Origin of the sequence: Gulosibacter molinativorax, from assembly GCF_003010915.2 — a bacterium.
In the GTDB taxonomy this organism is placed as follows: domain Bacteria; phylum Actinomycetota; class Actinomycetes; order Actinomycetales; family Microbacteriaceae; genus Gulosibacter; species Gulosibacter molinativorax.
Window position 1 is genome coordinate 331,571 of record NZ_CP028426.1, and the last position, 17,397, is coordinate 348,967.

General features: G+C 65.0%; 18 protein-coding genes. 17 read left to right on the forward strand and 1 reads right to left on the reverse strand.

What is annotated here, in order from left to right; all coding sequences use genetic code 11:
- The first annotated feature begins 147 nt into the window (after nucleotides 1–147).
- The 7 genes from GMOLON4_RS01665 to GMOLON4_RS01695 all read left to right on the forward strand — a co-directional run bounded on the left by GMOLON4_RS01665 (nucleotide 148) and on the right by GMOLON4_RS01695 (nucleotide 7,228).
- Entirely contained in the window at nucleotides 148–510 is a 363-nt protein-coding gene (locus GMOLON4_RS01665) for a LysM peptidoglycan-binding domain-containing protein (protein WP_026937013.1), read from the forward strand.
- 114 nt (nucleotides 511–624) lie between these two features.
- Nucleotides 625–1,737: a histidinol-phosphate transaminase gene (locus GMOLON4_RS01670; protein ID WP_026937014.1), complete on the forward strand. Its 1,113-nt coding sequence runs from the start codon at nucleotides 625–627 to the stop codon at nucleotides 1,735–1,737.
- A complete protein-coding gene (hisB, locus tag GMOLON4_RS01675) occupies nucleotides 1,734–2,339 on the forward strand; it encodes an imidazoleglycerol-phosphate dehydratase HisB (protein WP_026937015.1) in 606 nt (201 codons plus the stop codon). Before GMOLON4_RS01670 ends, hisB begins: the two co-directional genes overlap by 4 nt.
- On the forward strand, nucleotides 2,336–3,076 hold the full coding sequence (locus tag GMOLON4_RS01680) for an imidazole glycerol phosphate synthase subunit HisH (protein WP_026937016.1): 741 nt from the start codon (nucleotides 2,336–2,338) through the stop codon (nucleotides 3,074–3,076). The genes hisB and GMOLON4_RS01680 overlap by 4 nt, the downstream gene beginning before the upstream one ends.
- Nucleotides 3,077–3,145: 69 nt before the next feature.
- Nucleotides 3,146–3,901 carry a bifunctional 1-(5-phosphoribosyl)-5-((5-phosphoribosylamino)methylideneamino)imidazole-4-carboxamide isomerase/phosphoribosylanthranilate isomerase PriA gene (gene priA / locus GMOLON4_RS01685; protein ID WP_407648505.1) on the forward strand — a complete coding sequence of 252 codons (756 nt, stop codon included), beginning with the start codon at nucleotides 3,146–3,148 and terminating at the stop codon, nucleotides 3,899–3,901.
- A gap of 3 nt (nucleotides 3,902–3,904) precedes the next feature.
- Nucleotides 3,905–4,759, forward strand: a complete 855-nt coding sequence (locus GMOLON4_RS01690; RefSeq protein WP_051266869.1) for an SseB family protein — start codon at nucleotides 3,905–3,907, stop codon at nucleotides 4,757–4,759.
- A 9-nt stretch (nucleotides 4,760–4,768) separates the two neighbouring features.
- The gene (locus tag GMOLON4_RS01695) at nucleotides 4,769–7,228 is read left to right on the forward strand and encodes an HAD-IC family P-type ATPase (RefSeq protein WP_051266871.1); all 2,460 of its coding nucleotides are present in this window, start codon (nucleotides 4,769–4,771) and stop codon (nucleotides 7,226–7,228) included.
- A 153-nt stretch (nucleotides 7,229–7,381) separates the two neighbouring features.
- Here GMOLON4_RS01695 and GMOLON4_RS01700 read toward each other — a convergent pair whose 3' ends face one another.
- Nucleotides 7,382–7,717 (reverse strand): DUF1844 domain-containing protein, encoded by a 336-nt coding sequence (locus GMOLON4_RS01700; RefSeq protein ID WP_026937018.1) that lies wholly within the window; start codon nucleotides 7,715–7,717, stop codon nucleotides 7,382–7,384.
- 320 nt (nucleotides 7,718–8,037) lie between these two features.
- Between GMOLON4_RS01700 and infC the strand changes: the two genes are divergently transcribed.
- The 10 genes from infC (at nucleotide 8,038) to pheT (ending at nucleotide 17,397) form a co-directional block, all read left to right on the forward strand.
- Nucleotides 8,038–8,670 carry a translation initiation factor IF-3 gene (infC, locus tag GMOLON4_RS01705; RefSeq protein WP_084147519.1) on the forward strand — a complete coding sequence of 211 codons (633 nt, stop codon included), beginning with the start codon at nucleotides 8,038–8,040 and terminating at the stop codon, nucleotides 8,668–8,670.
- Nucleotides 8,670–8,864, forward strand: coding sequence for a 50S ribosomal protein L35 (gene rpmI / locus GMOLON4_RS01710; RefSeq protein ID WP_026937020.1), 195 nt, complete (start codon nucleotides 8,670–8,672; stop codon nucleotides 8,862–8,864). Before infC ends, rpmI begins: the two co-directional genes overlap by 1 nt.
- A gap of 64 nt (nucleotides 8,865–8,928) precedes the next feature.
- Nucleotides 8,929–9,315 (forward strand): 50S ribosomal protein L20, encoded by a 387-nt coding sequence (gene rplT / locus GMOLON4_RS01715; protein ID WP_026937021.1) that lies wholly within the window; start codon nucleotides 8,929–8,931, stop codon nucleotides 9,313–9,315.
- A gap of 90 nt (nucleotides 9,316–9,405) precedes the next feature.
- Complete coding sequence (locus GMOLON4_RS01720; protein WP_026937022.1) at nucleotides 9,406–10,230, forward strand: TrmH family RNA methyltransferase; 825 nt, start codon at nucleotides 9,406–9,408, stop codon at nucleotides 10,228–10,230.
- A gap of 130 nt (nucleotides 10,231–10,360) precedes the next feature.
- On the forward strand, nucleotides 10,361–11,131 hold the full coding sequence (locus GMOLON4_RS01725; RefSeq protein ID WP_051266873.1) for an amino acid ABC transporter ATP-binding protein: 771 nt from the start codon (nucleotides 10,361–10,363) through the stop codon (nucleotides 11,129–11,131).
- A 148-nt stretch (nucleotides 11,132–11,279) separates the two neighbouring features.
- A complete protein-coding gene (locus tag GMOLON4_RS01730; RefSeq protein ID WP_245575456.1) occupies nucleotides 11,280–12,050 on the forward strand; it encodes a glutamate ABC transporter substrate-binding protein in 771 nt (256 codons plus the stop codon).
- 76 nt (nucleotides 12,051–12,126) lie between these two features.
- The gene (locus GMOLON4_RS01735) at nucleotides 12,127–12,774 is read left to right on the forward strand and encodes an amino acid ABC transporter permease (RefSeq protein ID WP_026937025.1); all 648 of its coding nucleotides are present in this window, start codon (nucleotides 12,127–12,129) and stop codon (nucleotides 12,772–12,774) included.
- Complete coding sequence (locus tag GMOLON4_RS01740) at nucleotides 12,771–13,742, forward strand: amino acid ABC transporter permease (RefSeq protein WP_026937026.1); 972 nt, start codon at nucleotides 12,771–12,773, stop codon at nucleotides 13,740–13,742. The genes GMOLON4_RS01735 and GMOLON4_RS01740 overlap by 4 nt, the downstream gene beginning before the upstream one ends.
- A 26-nt stretch (nucleotides 13,743–13,768) precedes the next feature.
- A complete protein-coding gene (gene pheS, locus GMOLON4_RS01745) occupies nucleotides 13,769–14,821 on the forward strand; it encodes a phenylalanine--tRNA ligase subunit alpha (RefSeq protein WP_026937027.1) in 1,053 nt (350 codons plus the stop codon).
- Nucleotides 14,822–14,823: 2 nt separating this feature from the next.
- Nucleotides 14,824–17,397: a phenylalanine--tRNA ligase subunit beta gene (gene pheT, locus GMOLON4_RS01750; RefSeq protein ID WP_026937028.1), complete on the forward strand. Its 2,574-nt coding sequence runs from the start codon at nucleotides 14,824–14,826 to the stop codon at nucleotides 17,395–17,397.

A 17,397-nucleotide genomic window follows, 5' to 3' on the forward strand; every position in this document is an offset into this window, starting at 1 on the left:
TTGCGGGGTCGAATCTTCGAAGCTAGGCTTAGAACAGAAGTTCGGATCATTTGTTTGAAACGTTGGTTCGAAGGCGGAGTTCGAACGCGGCAGACAAGCTCAGCTCGAACAAGTCGGCCACTACGGCCTCCCGAAGGGGGAAACACCATGACTGCGATCACACTCAACAGCACGAAGCGTTCGGCGGCCGGCCGGGCGGGTCTCACGCTTACGTTGCGTGGGCGTCGCGTCCTCGCCGCGCTCCTGCTCGCGCCGGTGGCGCTTGGCGTCGGCATCGGTGTGGCACAGATCCCCGCGGCCTTCGCCGACGACGAAGCGTCGGCCTCGGGTGGGGTGTACGAGCAGTTCGAGACGCACACCGTGCTCGCGGGCGAGTCGCTGTGGGACATCGCGGCGGGCATCGCTGGCAACCAGGACGTCCGCGATGTCGTTGTGGAGATCCAGCGGCTCAACGGCCTGTCGGGTTCGTCGCTCCAGGCCGGTCAGCAGCTGGCGCTCCCGAACCTCTAGTCGCAGCCTCGCACCGAGTCGGTTCATGCGGTGGGGCGAGTTCGTTCGCGCAAGGGTTAATCCGTGGCGGTGCAAGGCCGCTCGTGGGGGAGGAAGGCTGTCTAAGATAGAGCGGTGACTTCCCTAGATGAGCTTCCGATTCGTGATGACCTTCGCGGACTCTCCCCGTACGGGGCGCCGCAAGAGCAGGTTCGAGTTTCGATCAACGTAAACGAGAACCCCTATCCGGTCCCCGAAGAGGTCGCGACGCATGTGATCCAGCAGATCGCACTCGCGCTGCCGGGCCTGAACCGGTACCCGGACCGCGAGTTCGTCGAGCTGCGCGAAAAGCTTGCCAACTATCTCGGGCACGGCATCACCGCAGACCAGGTGTGGGCCGCCAACGGCTCCAACGAGGTGCTGCAGCAGCTGCTGCAGGTTTTCGCAGGGCCTGGCCGCTCCGTCATGAGCTTCGGCCCGACCTATTCGATGTACCCACTTCTCACGCAAGGAGTGGGAAGCACCTACTTCATGGCCGAGCGTGACGCCGACTTCGAACTCTCGCCCGAGACCGCTCGCCGCGCCATCGAGGAACACCAGCCCGATGTGCTCATCCTCTGCAGCCCGAACAACCCGACAGGAACTGCACTCTCGCTCGAGACCATCGAGGCCGCATACGACGCGACCGAGGGCATCCTGATCGTCGATGAGGCGTACACCGAGTTCCGGCCGGACGGCATGCCGTCGGCGCTCGAGCTCCTTCCGGGCCGTCCACGGCTCGTCGTGTCGCGGACGATGTCCAAGGCCTTTGCCTACGCCGGCGCGCGGCTCGGCTACTTCGCGGCCGACCCGGTCATCACGGATGCGGTTCGTCTGGTCCGGCTGCCGTATCACCTCTCGGCCATCACGCAGGCCGCGGCGTGCGGCGCGCTCGACTACAGCGACGTCATGCTCTCGCAGGTCGATCTCATCCGCACCCAGCGAGACCGTCTCGTCACCGAAATCGCGGCACTCGGCTACCGCGTGTACCCGTCGGCGTCGAACTTCGTGCTCTTCGGCGGCGTCGCGAACCCGCACGAGATGTTCGAAGAGTTCTATCGCCGCAGCATCCTCATCCGCGATATCGGCATTCCCGGTTGCCTGCGCGTGACGGCCGGCACCGAAGAAGAGACCACCCTATTCCTTGACGCGCTCGCCGAGATCACTCTGGCGCGCCCCGAACTGCAAGCCCAGGAGGCAGCACGATGACCGCGGCACGTATCGCCACGAAGACTCGCAAGACGAGCGAATCCACCGTCGAGGTGACCGTCAACCTTGACGGCACAGGCAAGTCCGACATCAGCACCTCGGTGCCGTTCTACGACCACATGCTCACCGCGTTCGCGAAGCACTCGCTCACCGACCTCACGGTGCGCTCAACCGGCGACGTCGAGATCGATGAACACCACACGATCGAGGACACCGCCATCGTGCTCGGCGAGGCGATTCGCGAGGCCCTCGGCGACAAGCGCGGCATCGGTCGCTACGGCGATGCACTCGTGCCGCTCGACGAGGCACTCGCGCAGTGTGTCGTCGACGTCTCCGGCCGCCCGTACCTCGTGCATTCGGGGGAGCCGGAGGGCTTTGAGCTACACCGGATTGGTGGGCACTTCACCGGTTCGATGGTCCGCCACGTCTTTGAGGCGATCACGTTCCACGCCGGGCTGACTGTACACCTGCGCGTGCTCGAGGGCCGCGACCCGCACCACATCGCCGAGGCCGAGTTCAAGGCGTTCGCCCGCGCTTTCCGCGCCGCGAAGCGACTCGACCCCGAGGTCGATGGCGTGCCGTCCACGAAGGGTGCCCTGTGAGCCGTCCGAATGTCGTCGTTTTCGACTACGGGTTTGGCAACGTCCACTCCGCGGCGAAGGCCCTGGAATACGCCGGTGCCAACGTCACACTGACGAAGGACTCTGAGACCTCGCTCGCGGCTGACGGCCTACTCGTTCCTGGCGTTGGCAGCTTCGCGGGCGTCATGGAGGGGCTCAGGGAAGCCCAGGGACCGCGCATCATCGACCAGCGACTCGCGGGTGGTCGCCCCGTCATGGGCATCTGCGTCGGCATGCAGGTGATGTTCGAGCGGGGACTCGAGGGCACCGATCCCGAGGCGTCGCCCGTCGTGGTGCATACCGAGGAGACCCGGCGCGTCCACGCGCCCAACGCCGACGCGTTCTGGTGGGACGAGGAAACGACGGTCGAGGTGCCGGGTACCGAGGGTCTCGACCAATGGCCCGGTGTCGTGCACGAGCTGCGCGCCGAACGCCTGCCGCACATGGGCTGGAACAAGATCGAGGCGGCGGAGGGCTCGAAGCTCTTCCAGGGGATCGAGGACGAGCGCTTCTATTTCGTGCACTCGTTTGCCGCGACCGAGCTGGTGCTCGACGAGACCATCCCGCACGCGATTCCGATCAAGCTGACCTATTCGACGTACGGCGAGCGATTCCTCGCGGCGGTCGAGAACGGCCCGCTTACTGCGACCCAGTTCCACCCCGAGAAATCTGGCAGTGCGGGCATCCAGCTGCTCCGCAACTGGCTCGGGACGCTTTGACCCTCGCTGACCGCCCTATTACGCTAGGGCGGTCAGCGCACTCGCTGCCGCAATTTTTTCAAGCAAGGAATGTCCGTGAGTGAATTTAATGACTCGCCAACGTTGACCCTCTTCCCCGCGATCGATGTCGCGAACGGTCAGGCGGTTCGTCTCGTCCAGGGTGAGGCCGATTCGGCCACCTCCTACGGTGACCCGGTGGATGCCGCGGCCCAGTGGGTCGAGCAGGGCGCCGAATGGATTCACCTCGTTGACCTCGACGCGGCGTTTGGGCGCGGAAACAATCGCGCGGTCATCCGCCGCCTCGTCGAGGCATACGGTGAGGCCGTCCTCGTTGAGCTCTCCGGCGGTATTCGCGACGACGAGTCGCTCGAAGACGCGGTCGAGATGGGCGTCAAGCGCGTTAACCTCGGCACCGCGGCGCTCGAGAACCCCGAGTGGGCCGCCAGCGTGATCAACACCTACGGCGACCTCATCGCCGTCGGACTCGACGTGCGTGGCACGACGCTCGCAGCTCGCGGCTGGACGAAAGAGGGAGGCGACCTCTGGGATGTCCTCGAGCGCCTCGAGCAGGCCGACTGCACGCGCTACGTCGTGACCGACGTCACCAAAGACGGCACGCTCAAGGGCCCGAACCTCGACCTCCTGCGCAGCATTACCGACCGTACCGACCGACCCGTCATCGCCTCCGGTGGCATCTCGAGCCTCGACGACATCGCCGCGCTGCGCGAACTCGTGCCGCTCGGCGTCGAGGGCGCCATCATCGGCAAGGCCCTGTATTCGGGTGCCTTCACGCTCCGCGAAGCACTCGACGTAGCTGGTCACTAGCTCGTGGTCGAGATTCCTCCGCACCTCCACGGCGGCCTGTCCGACTCGGCCGGGCAGCCGTGGGAGGGCCGCACCTTCAGCGACAACCCGTGGCAGAATGACGACGGCACGGCGCCGAAAGAACTTGGGGAGGCGCTCGAAAATTTTCGCGCTGGCAGCGGAACCCCGGTCGAGGTCGTGGATGCGCTCCGCGAGACCCGGCTGCTCGTCCCGCTCGTCGCCGAACTCGGTGACGAGGGCGAGAACGACCAGGGCGTGAAGGTCGACAAGTCGGCCGAGCTCTCGATCGTGACGGTCAAGGCACCGGATGGTCGCGGCGTCGTTCCCGTGTTCTCCTCGGTGGAGGCAATGAAGCGCTGGGACGAGACCGCCAGGCCGATTCCGGTCGATTCGCGTCGAGCTGCCCTCGCCGCCGTCGAAGAGCGAAACGACCTGCTCATCCTCGACCCGGGGAGCCCAGACACCGAGTTTGTCGTGCGTCGGCCCGCGGTCTGGGCCATCTCGCAGGCCACCGGGTACGAGCTCCCGTGGCGCGACCCGCGCGTGCTCGAACACGCTCAGGGGCTGCTTGCGGCCGAGCCTCGGCTGCTCGGTATCGACCTCGTCCCGGGGGATCCGGGCGCGCGATTCGCAGGGCCCGAGCTCGTGATTGCGCTGCACATTTCGGCGGACCTCGATGAGTCGCAGCAGCAGTCGGTCCTGCAGACCGTCCAGGCGTCCCTCGCCGGAAATACCGACCTTGTCGAGCGCGTTGATTCCCTCGCGCTGCGCGTCGACCGCGTCGAATCCTCGGCTGGAGCCGGTGCAGAGCAAACCCGGCGGAAAACCCGATTGTTCCGCCGCCGCCGCGCTCGGTAGTCTCTCGGAATGACATCAGAACGACCGGTTCGACTACCCGTCGAAAACACCGACGTTGAACCGGGTCAGGTTGAAAAGTTCGGCCTCTCTGCTCGCGAAGTCGAGCGGGCTCGCGAGCAGCACGGGCGCAACATCATCCCGAACGATTCGAGCCGCTCGATGTGGGCGATCCTGCGCGCGAACGTCTTCACGCTCTTCAACGGCATCGTGGTGGCCTGTTTTGCGCTGCTCGCGGTGATGGGCCGCTGGCAGGATGCGATTTTCGGGTTCTCGGCGGTCGCCAACTCGATCATCGGGGTCTGGCAGGAGTATTCCGCGAAGCGGGAGCTCGACAATCTCCGCGTTCTTCACGCGCCCCACGCTCGCGTCTACCGCGACGGCGAGCTCATCGAGACCCGTCGCGAGGACCTCGTGGTGGGGGACCTCATCAGCCTGAAGGCGGGCGACCAGGTTCCGGCGGATGCTCGGGTCGCGACCTCAGCGGGGCTCCAGCTTGACGAGTCGCTTTTGACGGGCGAGGAGGATGCGGTCGACAAGTCGGTCGGCGATGAGCTGCTCTCGGGAGCGAGCGTGGTCGCGGGCTCCGGGACCGCGACCCTTGAGCGCGTCGGCGCGGATTCCTTCGCAGCGAAGCTGACGGCCGAGGCCAAGCGCTTTTCGCTCGTCAACTCCGAGATTCGCAACGGCCTCAATCGCGTCTTGCGCATCGTCGCGTTCGCGCTGCTGCCGGTCATGCTCATCGTGGTCAACGGCCAAATGCAGGCGTTCGGCGGCTGGGAGCAGGCCATCGCGTCGGGCCAGTGGAAGGATGCAGCGGTCGGGGCCGTCGCCGCGGCGATCGCCATGGTGCCGCTCGGGCTCCTGCTCATGACCTCCGTGGCGTTCGCGGCGGGTGCGCTCAAGCTCGGCAAACGCAACGTGCTCGTCCAGGAGCTGCACGCGGTCGAGGGGCTCGCGCGCGTCGACATGCTGTGCTTCGATAAGACCGGCACGCTCACCGAGGGCGGGGTCACGTACGACGAGACCCATCTCGGGCCCGAGCCGCAGGCAGGCTGGGAGCGAGCCCTCGCATCCATCGCGGCCTCGGAGGGAGCGAACGAGACCGCCGTGAGCTTCGGCTCCGCGTATCCCGCGTCGCTCGCCTCGGGAATTTCTCGCGAGATCGCCTTCACCTCGCAGCGGAAGTGGTCGGCCTTTTCGTTCGTGGATGGTGCGCCCGGTACCTGGGTGCTCGGCGGCCCGGACGTGATCCTGCAGCAGGGAATCGACGACGAGCTGCTCGAGGCGGTCGAGCGGCACGCGAATCGCGGGCTGCGCGTGCTCGCGCTGTGCCACGCGCAGGGCGAGCTCACCGAGGAGCAGGTCAAGGCGGAAGCGCTCCCGGCTGAGCGTCGCGGCGTCGTGATTCTCACGCTCCGCGAGCGGCTCCGCTCGGATGCGCCCCAGACGGTTCGCTACTTTCGGGAAGAGGGCGTCGATCTCCGCATCATCTCGGGTGACGACCCACGAACCGTCACGGCGGTGGCGCGCGAGGTAGAGCTCATCGGCGCATACGAGCACGGCGTGGATGCGCGAACCCTCCCGACTGACCGCGAGGAACTCGCCGAAATGGTCGAACGGCATCGCGTCTTTGGCCGGGTGAGCCCGTCGCAGAAGCGCGACATGGTGCAGGCGCTGCAGTCGCGCGGACACGTCGTCGCGATGACCGGCGACGGAGTGAACGACGTCCTCGCGCTCAAGGAGGCCGACCTCGGGATCGCGATGGGGCACGGATCGGCCGCATCTCGCGCAGTCTCCCGCATCACGCTGCTCGACAATCAGTTCCAGGCGCTGCCCGACGTCGTCCTCGAGGGGCGCAAGGCGATCGCGAACGTCGAGCGGCTCTCGATGCTGTATCTCTCCAAGACGGCATGGGCAATCCTGATCGCCGTTATCTTCGGCCTGTTTCTGTGGGCTTATCCGTTCGAGCCGCGCCAGATGTCCTTCCTCGACGGCATTTCGATCGGCCTGCCGGCCTTCGTGCTCGCGCTGCTGCCAAATACCCGCCGCTACCTGTCTGGATTCTTCCGGCGAGCAGTGTCGTTCGCGCTGCCCGCGGGCATCACGATCACGATCGCCATCGTTGCGATCAGCATCGTGAGCCGAATGCACGAGCAGACGGTCGAGCAACAGCAGACCGCCGCATCCCTCGTGCTCGCGGTGCTGAGCCTCTGGATTCTTGGGCTCGTGTGTCGCCCGTTCCGGCCGGTCCTTGGGCTCGTGATGCTCGGCAGCGTGTCCGTCCTCATCCTCGCCCTCTTCTGGCCGGTGACCGTGTGGTTCTTCGGCTTCGCGTGGCCGGATGCGCCGGTCCTGTGGGCGGTCGGCATTCTGTGCGTGGTCGGTTGCCTCGTCCTCGAGGCGCACGGCCAACTGCGGATGCGCGCGTCGCGGCGCGAGCTCGCGCAGAGCGAGTCCATTCGGCCATAGGCCACGCCAACGGGGTGACGGCCGCTCGAGAAATCGCGTGCGACTTATACCTCGGCGGAAACCTGCGCAGGTGATAGCGCGCCGGAAAACGATCGCGCCCAGACCGTAAGAGGTCCGGGCGCGATTGCGTTCGGCGGTGACTAGGTGCCGCGACTAGAAGACGGGGCCGGTGAGGTCCTCGCCCGGGCCCTTGCCGACGGGGTCGGGCACGGCCGATGCCTCGCGGAACGCGAGCTGCAGCGACCGGAGGCCGTCCCGCAGCGGACGCGCGTGGTGGTCGCCGAGGTAGGGGAGCGAGGCGGTGATGAGGCCAGCGAGTGCCGAGATGAGCTTGCGGGCCTCGTCAAGGTCGAGGGTTTCGTCGCCCTCTTCGCCAAGCCCCAGGTTGACGGCGGATGCGCTCATGAGGTGGACTGCGAGGGTCGTAATGAGCTCGACGGCCGGGACCTCGGCAATGTCGCGCAACTGTTCATCCAACTGGTCAGACATGAATGCGTACTTCGGTGCGGCGTCCACGGGCTGGTCCTCGGGATGCGTGTGCGAGTCGGTCAAGGGGTTCCTTTCGGGTGAAACTCTGATAAGCTGGGCGCTGGAGTTTGCGATGCAGGCTCCGAATGACAAAGAGGATTCGTCCCACCCGCGCTTACCGCTCAAGGTTACCGGGTCTACCGCCAGATTATTTTCGGTCTGGCAGCCGTGTGTGTTGACGTCGGTATTTGACGGTCAGCGCCGGTGAGGTGAGTTCTTTTGTCCACCCCGGTGACACGTTCACAGCCGTGAACGGACACACATGAGCAAAGGAGTCATCCATCAGCGAACCCCGCACCAACGACCGCATCCGCGCACGCGAAGTCCGACTTGTCGGGCCGAGTGGTGAGCAGGTCGGTGTCGTCAAAATCGATATGGCACTGCGCCTTGCGCAGGAGGCCGAGCTCGATCTCGTCGAGGTTTCCCCGAACAGCAATCCTCCCGTTGCCAAGATCATGGATTACGGCAAATTCAAGTACGAGGCTGCGCAGAAGGCGAAGGAAGCTCGTCGCAACCAGGCAAACACTGCCCTCAAAGAGGTGCGCTTCCGTCTGAAGATTGACGAACACGACTACGAGACCAAGCTCAAGCGAGCTGTTGGCTTTCTCGAGTCGGGTGACAAGGTGAAGGCAATCATCCAGTTCCGTGGCCGCGAGCAGTCGCGTCCAGAGATGGGTGCCAAGCTCCTGCAGAAGTTCGCTGAGGATGTTGCCGAGTACGGCCACGCCGAGAACCGCCCAAAGCTTGACGGTCGCAACATGGTGATGATCGTCGCCCCGGAGAAGAACAAGGCCGAGGCGAAGGCGCAGCAGAACGCGCGACGTAACGAGCAAAAGCAAGCGGCACGTGCCGCAAAGCATTCCGCACCAGATAACACTGATGCGGCCGAAACAGAAGAAACCAAGGAGAACTGATGCCGAAGCAGAAGACCCACTCGGGTGCCAAGAAGCGCTTCAAGATCACCGGTAGCGGCAAGATCCGCAAGCAGCAGGCCGGCATGCGCCACAACCTCGAGGTCAAGAGCGCTCGTCGCAAGGCTCGCCTCAACCAGGACCAGGTCCTCGCACCGCAGGACGCCAAGGTAATCAAGAAGCTGCTCGGCAAGTAGCGTCAGCACTTCGGCTCACGCCGAAACATTTTTAACCCGAGATTTTTTTTAGGAGAACACTGCAATGGCACGTGTGAAGCGGGCGGTCAACGCCCAGAAGAAGCGTCGCGTAATCCTCGAGCACGCGTCCGGTTACCGTGGACAGCGCTCGCGCCTGTACCGCAAGGCAAAAGAGCAGGTCATCCACTCGTTTGTCTACAACTACGACCACCGTAAGGACCGCAAGGGTGACTTCCGCCGCCTGTGGATCCAGCGCATCAACGCTGCGTCACGTGCGAACGGCCTCACCTACAACCGCTTCATCCAGGGCCTAAACCTGGCTGGCATCGAGGTTGACCGCCGCATGCTCGCTGAGCTCGCCGTGAACGAGCCCGCGACCTTCGCCGCGATCGTTGAGCAGGCCAAGGCAGCGCTTCCGGCCGACACCTCGGCTCCGAAGAACGCCGCGTAGTTCAGCTTTGTCGCTCTGGGGGCGGCCAGCCCATCGGGCCGGCCGCCCCCAACGCGTTTCCATCACCCACTTAGCGAGGAGAATCCCTGCATGATCGAATCCGCCCGCAACCAGAAAGTTCGTGACGTCCGTCGCCTTGCGCAGAAGGCCGAGCGCACCGAGCGCGCCGAATTCGTGCTCGAGGGCCCGCAGGCGGTGCGCGAGGCACTCATGGCGCGGCCAGACCTCGTCGTCGAATTCTTCGCGACGCCCACCGCGTACGAACGGCACCGGGATGTTGCGGCACTCGCCGAGGACGCCGGGCTCGAGGTGCTGTTTGCGAGCGAGGAGGCGGTCGACGCGATGTCCGACACCCGCAACCCGCAGGGGATTGTGGCCGTCGCGAAACAGTTTCCCACCGCGCTGAAGCGCATCTTCGACGGCGAGCCAAAGCTCGTCGCGATTCTCGAGGAAGTTCGGGACCCGGGGAATCTCGGCACGATTATTCGTGTCGCGGATGCTGCCGGTGCTGACGCGGTGGTGCTGACCGGCCGCTCGGTCGATCTCTACAACTCCAAGGTCGTGCGCTCGACGACCGGCTCGATTTTCCACATCCCGATTGCCGTCGAGGCCGAGTTCGAGGATGCCGTGGTGCGGGCCCGGAACGCCGGCCTTCGGGTAGTGGCCGCCGACGTTCGCGGCGACGACCTCTTCGAGGCCCGACAGTCGGGCACGCTCGTCGAGCCGACCGCGTGGGTCTTCGGCAACGAGGCTCGGGGCCTGACGCCCGAGCTCGTGGCGCAGTGCGACGCATCCCTCGCCATCCCGATTTACGGACAGGCGGAGTCGATGAATCTCGCGGCCGCCGCGAGCGTGTGCCTCTACGAAAGCGCATTCGCGCAACGTGCCGCGCAGTCTATCGATCAGGATGCGTAACTAGCAATCTGCAGAGAAACACGCGAATTGCGCGACGCAATTCGCGTGTTTTTTGTATCGGGGTAACGAAATTGTAACCAGCCCGCGCCATTGCGCCAGAAACTGGCTGATAAACCATAGGCTTGAGCTTATGCAGCAAGAGAATGGCAATGACGCCAAAAGCGATCGACCACTCGTCGAAATGCGCGGCGTGAATAAGTGGTTCGGTGAGAACCACGTGCTCAAAAACATCGATACTTCTGTTGCGCGCGGAGAGGTGGTCGTCGTAATCGGGCCGTCGGGTTCGGGCAAGTCGACGCTTTGCCGTTCCATTAACCGACTCGAAACGATTCAGGAGGGCGAAATCCTCATCGACGGGGTTCGTCTGCCTGAAGAGGGCAAGGGCCTTGCCAAGTTGCGCAGCGATGTCGGCATGGTCTTCCAATCCTTCAATCTGTTCGCGCACAAGACAGTGCTCGAGAACGTCGCGCTCGCGCCGATCAAGGTGCGGAAGCAGTCGAAGCAAGAGGCCAACAAGCGCGCCATGGAGTTGCTCGAGCGCGTTGGCGTCGCTGAGCACGCGCACAAGATGCCGGCCCAGCTCTCGGGTGGGCAACAGCAGCGCGTCGCGATTGCGCGATCGCTCGCGATGAACCCGAAGCTCATCCTGCTCGACGAGCCGACCTCGGCGCTCGACCCAGAGATGATCAACGAAGTGCTCGACGTCATGATCGGGCTCGCCCGCGCGGGCATGACCATGGTGGTCGTGACGCACGAGATGGGCTTCGCGCGTAAGGCGGCGGATCGCGTGATCTTTATGGACCAGGGCGCGATTGTTGAGGAGGCGACCCCCGAAGAGTTCTTTACCGCGCCGAAATCCGACCGAGCAAAAGACTTCCTCTCGAAGATTCTGACCAACTAAGCCAATTTCTTCTCACCACAACAATAGATCGACACAAAACATAGGAGTTTTCGTGAAGTTTCGAAAAGCAATATCCGGATTGGCCCTTGCCGCAGCCGCGGCTCTCGTATTGAGTGGCTGTTCAGGCGGCGGTGGCGGAGAACCAGAGGTGGTGGAGAACCCGGAATTCGCCGAAGGCACCACGATGGCGGAACTCGCGGCCGCCGGCTCGATCACGGTCGGTACGAAGTTCGACCAGCCGCTGTTCGGCCTCGCAGGTCCCGACGGCACCCCCGAGGGCTTCGACGTCGAAATCGCGAAGATCATTGCGGCAGAGCTCGGCATCGCACCCGAAAACATTAATTGGAAGGAAACGGTCTCGCAGAACCGCGAGCCGTTCATCCAGGATGGTCAGGTCGACATCGTCGTCGCGACCTACACGATCAACGACGAGCGTAAGGAAGTCATCGACTTTGCTGGCCCGTACTACGTTGCCGGCCAGTCATTCCTCGTGCCGACCGGAAACCCGAAGGGCATTACCTCGGACCCATCGACCCTCGGTGACGCGACGGTCTGCACGGTCACCGGCTCGACCTCGGAAGACAACATCCGGGAGTACACGGACAACATCATCACAGTCGACAAGTACTCGGACTGCATCGAGCCGATCCGTTCGGGCCAGGCGGACGCGCTGACCACTGACAACGTGATCCTCGCTGGTCTTGCCGACCAGAACGACGGAGAGTTTGAGGTCGTCGACGGCACCTTCACCGAGGAGCCATACGGTATCGGCCTCGCCAAGGGTGACGACGAGTTCCGCACCTTCATCAACGACACCCTCGAAGCCGCGGAGGCGGACGGTCGCTGGGAAACGGCCTGGACCTCGACGGTTGGCGACAACCTCGCCCTGCCGGAACCGCCCGCGGTCGACCGCTACTAGCGAGCATCCTCGGGTGGCGCCGAGTGATCACTCGGCGCCACCCGTTCCACCACCAACTCCGACGAAATAGGACGCAATGACTGCGATCTTTGAGAATTTCGACCTGGTGTTGCAGGGCTTCTTGATGACCCTGCGACTGCTCGCCGTCGGCGCGATCGGCGCCGCCGTGATCGGCATCGTCATCGCCTTCCTTCGCATCTCACCCGTGCCAGCGATGCGCAACATCGCGACCGTCTACACCGAGCTGGTGCGAAACACCCCGCTGACGCTCGTCTTCTTCCTCATCATCGTCGTCCTCCCGGTGCTCGATTTCGGCGTGGATTCCACGATCGGCGCCTACATCGCCTTGTCGGTGTACACCTCGCCGTTCATCGCGGAGGCGCTACGTTCCGGCATCAACGGTGTGCCGCTGGGCCAAGCCGAGGCCGCCCGATCCCTGGGGTTCAATTTCGGGCAGACGGTGTCGCTGATCATCATGCCGCAGGCGATGCGCATGGTCGTCCCGCCGCTCATCAACGTGATTATCGCGCTCGCCAAGAACACTTCGGTCGCATCCGGCTTCCTCGTGGTCGAGATGGTCGCGATCTCGAAGACGCTCGCGAACCGTCACGGTGACCAGGTCATCGGAATCCTCTTCGGCATCGCCTTGCTATACCTCGTGATCACTATCCCGCTCGGGCTGATTGCCTCCTACGTCGAGCGAAAGGTTGCGGTGCTCCGATGAGCTCTTCAGTTCTTTACGATGCGCCCGGTCCCCGCACGCGCGCCCGGTCCCGCGTTATCTCGTTCATCTCCACCGCCGTTATTGTCATCCTCCTGGGCTGGTTCATCTTCGCCCTCGGGCAGCCGCGCGAGACCGCTGGCGGCGCGACACTGGCCGGCCTGTGGGATCCTTCGCGCTGGGACATCGCCCTCGAGCCCGTGCTCTGGCAGGGGTTGCTGTGGCGCGGACTAGTCTTGGGAACGCTGCGTGCGGCAGGCCTCGCGGCGGTGCTCGCGATCATCATCGGCGTGCTATTCGCGCTCGGCCGGATGGCGAAAAATCCGTTCATCCGCATCCCCACCACGGTGTTGCTCGAGTTCTTCCGAGGCATGCCGGTGCTGCTGATGATGCTGTTCATCCTGCTCGGCCTGAAGGTCGGCGACTACTGGGCGGTGGTCTGGGCACTCGCGGTCTACAACGGCGCGATCATTGGCGAGGCGCTTCGCTCCGGCGTGGCATCGCTGCCACGCGGTCAGTCGGAGGCGGCCGCATCCCTCGGGTTCACTGGCATGCAGACTCGCTTCATTATCGAGCTGCCGCAGGCCTTCCGCCAGATGCTGCCGATCATCGTGGCGCAGCTCGTCGTACTGCTCAAGGACACCTCGCTCGCGTACATCGTTGCGTACCCCGAGCTGCTGCGCGTGTCCTACCAGCTCAAGGACTTCTACGGCTCGGGACGATACTCGTTCACGCTGTTCTTCCTCACGCTCATCATTTACCTCATCGTGAACCTGTCCCTCAGTGCCTTCGCGCGCTGGCTGGCTCGGCGCTCGGGTAGCCAGGCCGTCGGCGCAACGCGGAAGGGTAATAAGAAGGACGGACCTGCAGCCACTCCACCACCGGGGCAGACCGGAATCGACACGTCGCTGCTCTCCATCGGGCAGCCGGACGGGCTCACCGGGCGGACGCGGGGAGAGAACGCACCCTAGCTCCCAAGTGACTAGACTTGGGCTTCGTGTCTGCAACCAATTCGACTGAAAATCCGATCACCCCGGAGGCCGTATCGGCCGCGGTGAGTGACGCCCTCGAGGCGATCGCACAGGCTCCCGACGCGCAGGCGTTGAAGCAGGTGCGCTCGCAGCACGTCGGCGAAGGCTCGCCGATTGCCAAGCTCAACTCCATGATGCGCGAAGTGCCCAAGGAGTTTAAGAAGGATGCGGGCAAGCTCGTCGGCAGCGCTCGCGGCGAGATCAACCAGGCGTTTACGGCCCGCGAGGAAGAGCTCGCGGCCGCGGAGGAAGCCGCACGTCTCGAGGCCGAGACCGTCGATGTCACCGCTGCGCCCATCCGTGAGCGAAATGGCGCACGCCATCCGCTGACGATGCTCCGCGACCGCGTGAGCGACATCTTCGTCGGCATGGGCTGGGACATCGTGGATGGCCCCGAGCTCGAGAGCGAGTGGTACAACTTCGACGCGCTGAACTTCGACCCGGACCATCCGGCTCGCGAAATGCAGGACACGTTCTTCGTCGAGCCCGCGGACCGCCACATGCTGTTGCGCACCCACACGTCGCCGCTGCAGATGCGTTCGATGATCGAGCGCGGCGCGCCCTTGTACATCCTCGCGCCGGGCCGCACGTTCCGCACCGATGAGCTGGATGCGACCCACACCCCGGTCTTCATGCAGTTCGAGGGCCTTGCGATCGACAAGGACCTCACGATGGCGCACTTGCGCGGCACGCTCGAGCACTTCGCGAAGGCGATGTTCGGCGAGGAGGCGAAGATTCGCCTGCGCAATAACTTCTTCCCGTTCACCGAGCCGAGCGCCGAGATGGACATTTGGCACCCGCTCGCAAAGGGCGGGCCGCGCTGGATTGAGTGGGGCGGCTGCGGCATGGTCCACCCGAACTTGCTTAAGGCCGCGGGCCTCGATCCCGAGGAATATCAGGGTTTTGCATTCGGCATGGGGATCGAGCGGACGCTTATGTTCCGCAATGAGCTCACCGACATGCACGACATCGTCGAGGGCGATGTGCGATTCAGCGAACAGTTTGGAATGGTGATTTAGGGATGCGCGCCCCAATTTCTTGGCTCCGCGAGTACGTCGACGTACCGGAGGATGCAACGCCTCGCGAGGTGCTCGACGCGTTCGTCCGGATCGGTCTCGAGGACGAAGCCATTCACGCCGCCGGCGTGTCCGGACCGGTCGTAGTCGGCGAGGTGCTTGAGCGAATCCCCGAGCCGCAGTCCAACGGCAAAACGATCAACTGGTGCCAGGTGCGCGTCGCGCCCGAGGGTGAGCAGTTGGCCGATGGTGGCGCGGATGTGCGCGGCATCGTGTGCGGTGCCCACAACTTTGAGGCGGGCGACTTTGTCGTCGTAGCGCTGCCGGGGGCGGAGCTGCCGGGCGACTTCCACATCTCGGCGCGCAAGACCTACGGGCACGTCTCGGACGGCATGATCGCCTCCGAGCGTGAGCTAGGCCTCGGCGACGACCATGCCGGCATCATCGTGCTCGGCGAGCGCGGCATCACCGCGGAGCCGGGCACTCCCGCGCTGCCGCTACTCGGCCTGAACGACGTCGCGGTCGAGGTCAACGTGACCCCGGACCGCGGCTACGCGATGTCGATGCGCGGACTCGCGCGCGAGTATGGGCACGCGACCGGCGCATCCTTCCGGGACCCGGCCCTGCGCCAAGAGCTTGCCGACATCGCCCAGGGGGGCGTCGCATCCGACCCCGCCGCCGTGCGCGTGCCGGTGACGATCGCCGACGAGTCGGCCGTGCGTGGTCAGCAGATCAGCGAGATGTTCGCGGGCTTCGTCGTGACCGGCGTCGACCCGGCCCGCGCGACGCCTTCCTGGATGGCGCAGCGCCTGCGCCTTGCGGGCATTCGCTCGCTTGGGCTGCTGATCGACATCACGAACTACGTGATGCTCGAGCTCGGCCAGCCGATTCACGGCTACGACCTCGACAAGCTGCAAGGCGGAATCCACGTGCGACGTGCCGCGGCGGGGGAGAAGCTCACGACCCTCGACGGGAACGAGCGCAAGCTGTCGGACGAGGACATCCTGATCACCGACGACCGCGGCCCGATCGGTCTCGCGGGCGTCATGGGTGGTGCCGAGACCGAGCTTTCCGATACGACGACCAACGTGTTCATCGAGGCCGCGAACTTCTCGTCCATCTCGATCGCGCGTACCGCGCGTCGCCACAAGCTGCCCTCCGAGGCCTCGCGCCGCTTCGACCGCGGTGTTGACCCCGCCGTGACGGTGCCTGCGGGCGCGCGAGTCGCCGAACTGCTCGTGTCGCTCGCGGGCGGCACGCTGCAGCCTGTCGGCAGCGTCATTGGCGAGGTTCGGGAGCGCGAGGCGATCTCGTTGCCCATCGGCTTCCCTGCCCAGCTCATGGGCATCGACTATTCGCGTGCCGAGGTACTCGATTCGCTCGAGGCCGTGGGCTGCGAGATTCGCGGAGACCGCGACGCGGACGTCCTCTCGGTTGTTCCGCCGACGTGGCGTCACGACCTCACGAGCGAGGTCACCCTCGTGGAAGAGGTCGGCCGTCTGCAGGGCTTCGACCGCATCCCGGCGATCCTGCCGCAGTCGCCCGAAGGTCACGGCTTCACGCGCGAGCAGACGCTGCGCCGGCAGCTGAGCGACGTGCTCGCCGCGACCGGCAAGGTCGAGGTGCTGAGCTACCCGTTTCTGTCCGACACCGAGAACGCGCTGTTCTCGTCGCCCGACGGTTCTCCGGTCTCGCAGATGAAGTTGCAGAACGCGATGGATGCGAAGGCCGCGTGGATGCGCCGCAGCATGCTTCCCGGCCTGGTTGGGGTCGCGCACCGCAACGAGTCGCGCGGCATGACCGACCTCGCGATCTTCGAGCTCGGGCGTGTGTTCCTCCCCGTTGCCGGAGTGGAGTACGGCGTCGACGAGCTGCCGCCGCTGGCCGAACGCCCGTCTGACGAGAAGCTCGCGGAACTGAACGACGGCATCCCGCCGCAGCCGTACCACCTCGGCGCGTTGCTGATCGGTGACCGCACCGCGAAGCAGCCCGGGGTCGAGGCGGTTGACTACGGCTGGGAGGATGCGATCGAGCTCGTGCAGCGCGTCGGCCTTGCGACCGCGGGCGACCTTCGGGTGCGTCAGGGCTCGCACCAGGCGTTCCACCCGGGCCGCTGCGCCGAGGTGTACATCGTTGACGCCGCCGGGACCGAATCCTCGGTTGGCTTCGCTGGCGAACTGCATCCTGCAGTGACCGAAGAGCGCGACCTGCCTCGCGTTGTTGCTGCGGTCGAGCTGAATGTCGACCTCATCCTGGAGAAGTCGGAGCGCCACGTATCTGCAGGCACTATCGTCGGGTTCCCCGCGGCGACGCAGGACCTCTCGCTCGTGGTGCCCGTTTCGGTGGCCGCTGGCGACGTGCTTGCGGCCGTGCAGAGCGGTGCCGGCTCGTTGCTTGAGGCGATCTACCTCGTTGACGACTACCGCGGTCGCGGACTCGAGGACGACCAGAAGTCGCTGACGTTCGCGCTGCGATTCCGCGCGACCGACCGCACGCTAACCGCAGCTGAGGCGACCGAGGCCAAGGAAGCGGGTGCGGCGCGTGCCGCCGAACTCTACGGGGCGACCATCCGCGCGTAG

Excerpts from the sequence above, each read along its gene's own strand:
- GMOLON4_RS01665 (WP_026937013.1), top strand. The coding sequence starts at position 148 with ATGACTGCGATCACACTCAACAGCACGAAGCGTTCGGCGGCCGGCCGG.
- hisB (WP_026937015.1), top strand. The coding sequence starts at position 1,734 with ATGACCGCGGCACGTATCGCCACGAAGACTCGCAAGACGAGCGAATCC.
- priA (WP_407648505.1), top strand. The coding sequence starts at position 3,146 with ATGTCCGTGAGTGAATTTAATGACTCGCCAACGTTGACCCTCTTCCCC.
- GMOLON4_RS01695 (WP_051266871.1), top strand. The coding sequence starts at position 4,769 with ATGACATCAGAACGACCGGTTCGACTACCCGTCGAAAACACCGACGTT.
- GMOLON4_RS01700 (WP_026937018.1), bottom strand. The coding sequence starts at position 7,717 with ATGTCTGACCAGTTGGATGAACAGTTGCGCGACATTGCCGAGGTCCCG.
- rpmI (WP_026937020.1), top strand. The coding sequence starts at position 8,670 with ATGCCGAAGCAGAAGACCCACTCGGGTGCCAAGAAGCGCTTCAAGATC.
- rplT (WP_026937021.1), top strand. The coding sequence starts at position 8,929 with ATGGCACGTGTGAAGCGGGCGGTCAACGCCCAGAAGAAGCGTCGCGTA.
- GMOLON4_RS01720 (WP_026937022.1), top strand. The coding sequence starts at position 9,406 with ATGATCGAATCCGCCCGCAACCAGAAAGTTCGTGACGTCCGTCGCCTT.
- GMOLON4_RS01725 (WP_051266873.1), top strand. The coding sequence starts at position 10,361 with ATGCAGCAAGAGAATGGCAATGACGCCAAAAGCGATCGACCACTCGTC.
- GMOLON4_RS01735 (WP_026937025.1), top strand. The coding sequence starts at position 12,127 with ATGACTGCGATCTTTGAGAATTTCGACCTGGTGTTGCAGGGCTTCTTG.
- GMOLON4_RS01740 (WP_026937026.1), top strand. The coding sequence starts at position 12,771 with ATGAGCTCTTCAGTTCTTTACGATGCGCCCGGTCCCCGCACGCGCGCC.
- pheT (WP_026937028.1), top strand. The coding sequence starts at position 14,824 with ATGCGCGCCCCAATTTCTTGGCTCCGCGAGTACGTCGACGTACCGGAG.